Below are 2,946 nucleotides of genomic sequence, written 5' to 3' on the forward strand. Positions count from 1 at the left end.
CCCCTTCGTAGTAGAAGCCGCCGTCGATGATGTACGCCTGGACGTTGCCGATGTGCCAGTGCGGAGGTGCCACGCTGCCGGCGTCGACCTGCAGGATGACAGTGAATGATCCGGTGACGAGGTTGCAGTAGAGGAGCTTGAAACGGGTGCCGGGCATGAGCCAATCGGTCCACGGGATCTGCTCGGGATCGATGAATTCCTTCCGTGCTCCCTTTGCGGTGATGCCGGGATTGGTCATCCAGTAGTCGGGGCCTGCAATGCGCATGATCGCATCCAATCTTCGTTGGGGGAGAATGCCCGGAATTGTGATGTGGCTGCCGTGGTCCGGGTGGCCTCGGGAGTGGTTTAGAATCTCCCCGGCAATGAATGTGATGTCCATTACATTTGATTTCAGTTCGTTAACCTGCTGGTTATCGCGGCAGGTCAGAGGTGCGGGAAAAGGCGCGGTGGCCAGGTGGACGATCTGAATCTGAGGCTCGTCGCATACTTCGTCTCGGTGATCGAAGAAGGGCATTTCGGCCGCGCGTCGGAGAAACTCTTCATCAGCACGCCTGCATTGAGTCAGCAGATCAAGAGGCTTGAAAAGCAGTTGGGCGTCGAATTGATCGACAGATCGGCGCATCCGCTGCAGCCGACGGCGGCCGGGCGCCGGTTCCTGCCCGAGGCCCGGGCGGTCCTGGCCGCCGCACGACGCGCGGTGGAGGCGGCGACGTCGGAGATCCCACCAGTTCGACTGGGGTTCATGGCGGCTTCCCTTGTCGGGCCGACCCGTCGTTTTCTGGAACTCGTGAGAGAGCGCCGGCCCAGGCTCGAGGTGGCCTTGGTCGAGCTTCAATGGGCAGATTTGGCAAGCGCGGTCCGATCGGGGGAGGTCGACGCATCGATCCTCCGTCCACCGGTGTCGGACCGGTCTGGACTCCGACTCGACGTGCTGTGTGACGAGGCGCGTGTTGCGGTGCTCCCGGTTGGGCATGCGCTCGCGGGCCGCGACCACGTCCATCTGGGCGATCTCGACGACGAACCGCATGTCCGGTCGGACGGCGCCGACCCCGAATGGGTCAGATGGTGGGCATGCGACCCGCGGCCGAGTGGTCGGCCGGTGGTTTACGGCCCGTCGGTGCGCACCATGGACGAGATGCTCGAGGTTGTGGCGAGTGGAGCGGCGATTGTGATCACCAGCAAATTCGTGGATGACACGCGACGGCATGAGGGCGTCGTCTTCGTGCCGGTCAGGGATGCGCCGCGGTCAGCGGTGTGCCTCTGTACGCGGCGGGACGACCTGAGCGCGGGCACACGCGCCCTGATCGACGGTGCCACGGAGTTCAGAGACGACAGGCTATAGGGGCGAGTGACGCGATCGCGGTGTGGATGCGCAAGCAAGTCAGACGGTCCCATGGTCGCATCCGCGATGACGAGACACCTGATCCGGGACCGTCTGACAACGTGAGGAGCTGTTGGTCAGCTCAGGCCGGAAAAACTGCTAGCGTCGGAGCCGCTGAGGTCGGATAGCTGCCGATTTCGGAGCCGCCGTCGACGACCAAGCTAGTGCCGGTCACGTAACTGGCGTACCTCTGCGATGTCGCGCACGGTCAGAGCCCATAACGAACGAATCAGCGATACACCTCAGGTGTCGAGCAGGAACACTCGAAGTCGCTCGAGCACCAACCCGGGTCGCTGATCGACAATCCAGTGACCGACGCCGTCGACCGTCTCGAGCTGAAAACCAGCTGCGTGTTCGGCGTACCCGCGCAGCAGCGTCGGCGTGATCACCGGGTGCCCCGCTCCGTGGAGGAACCACATGGGAATATCGACGGAGGTATTCGCGAATTCACCGGCACGAATCAGTTCTCGCGTCAGGAAGGTGCGATACCAGCGCGAGCCGGCCACCGCATGACCGGGCTCACGCATGCGACGCACATAGAGCCTGAAGTCGTCGTCGAGGTAGAACCCGGCACCGACCCACCGACCGAGCATCCCCAAGAAGCGCCCCTTCGGGTCGCCGAGAAGACGCGGCCCGATCACCGGAAGAGAAATCGGGATCTGATACCAGAACCGCCACAAACGCCGGACCGCCGTCAGATCGAACGCCAGCCACGGCCCGACGGTGTTCAGTCCGAAAACCCGGACACCTCTCCGGATGTCGCAGCAGCAGATTCCCCGCAACTGGTCCACCCCAATCGTGCGCCACGACCCGCACCGGGGCGACGCCGATCCGGTCGAGCACGACCGCGAGGTCATCTGCCATATCGGACTTGTAGTAGCGATCATCGGGCGCCGAGCTCCACCCGGCACCGCGCAGATCCGGGCAGAGCACGCGGTAGCCGTCGGCCGCGAGCGGTCCGATCAGCTCTTGCCACGCCCACCAATTCTGCGGGAAACCGTGAACAAGCATGACCGGCGACCCGTCGGCCGGCCCGGCATCGGCGACGTGAATCGTCGAACCGCCGCCCACGTCGACGAACCGGTGCTCCACAAGCACCGGTAATGAAGGTGAGTTCATGGGTACTCGCTCTCTCCTCACACGACGATGCCTCACTGCGGAAACCCAATACGCTGCGCGGTCTGGTCCCGACGTGCCACTTAGCTCGCCGTGCAGGACACTCCTGCAGGTTCGCCCAACAGACAGACACGCTGCCACGTGGGCAGAACCTGCGGAGGGTTAATTTAATGCGCCGATGAGGGGACGCCCTGACAACGAACGTGGCCCGCTACGTGCTGCCGAGGACGTCGAGAGCGCCTCTGCGATCGAATAGACAGGGCCGGCCGTGGAGGATCGCTGGTACGCCATCCACGGCGAACTCCAGGTGACACCGAAGTCTCAGAACCGTGGCATCTCTTTCAGCGTTAGATGCCAACTCGCGGTGCGCATAAAGCTCTGACCGGCCTGCAGAGTCTCAGTGCCTGTTCAACAACCGCTCACCTAGAACCGGAACCGGACGATACGGG

At 63.4% G+C, this 2,946-nt stretch carries 4 protein-coding genes; 1 reads left to right on the forward strand and 3 read right to left on the reverse strand.

What is annotated here, in order from left to right:
- Positions 1-265: cupin domain-containing protein (locus RJ1_RS44670; protein ID WP_439958229.1), on the reverse strand; the 265-nt coding region annotated here is incomplete at its 3' end.
- 189 nt (positions 266-454) lie between these two features.
- On the opposite strand from RJ1_RS44670, the gene RJ1_RS44675 reads away from it, so the two are divergent.
- Entirely contained in the window at positions 455-1,342 is an 888-nt protein-coding gene (locus RJ1_RS44675) for a LysR family transcriptional regulator (protein WP_073371138.1), read from the forward strand.
- A 281-nt stretch (positions 1,343-1,623) separates the two neighbouring features.
- Here RJ1_RS44675 and RJ1_RS48640 read toward each other — a convergent pair whose 3' ends face one another.
- Together RJ1_RS48640 and RJ1_RS48645 are read right to left on the reverse strand one after the other, a co-directional pair.
- Positions 1,624-1,908, reverse strand: coding sequence for an alpha/beta fold hydrolase (locus RJ1_RS48640; RefSeq protein WP_255284975.1), 285 nt, complete (start codon positions 1,906-1,908; stop codon positions 1,624-1,626).
- A complete protein-coding gene (locus tag RJ1_RS48645; protein WP_338049558.1) occupies positions 1,901-2,500 on the reverse strand; it encodes an alpha/beta fold hydrolase in 600 nt (199 codons plus the stop codon). Before RJ1_RS48645 ends, RJ1_RS48640 begins: the two co-directional genes overlap by 8 nt.
- Positions 2,501-2,946: the final 446 nt, after the last annotated feature.

Origin of the sequence: Rhodococcus jostii NBRC 16295 (genome assembly GCF_001894825.1) — a bacterium.
GTDB classification, from domain to species: Bacteria; Actinomycetota; Actinomycetes; order Mycobacteriales; family Mycobacteriaceae; genus Rhodococcus_F; species Rhodococcus_F jostii.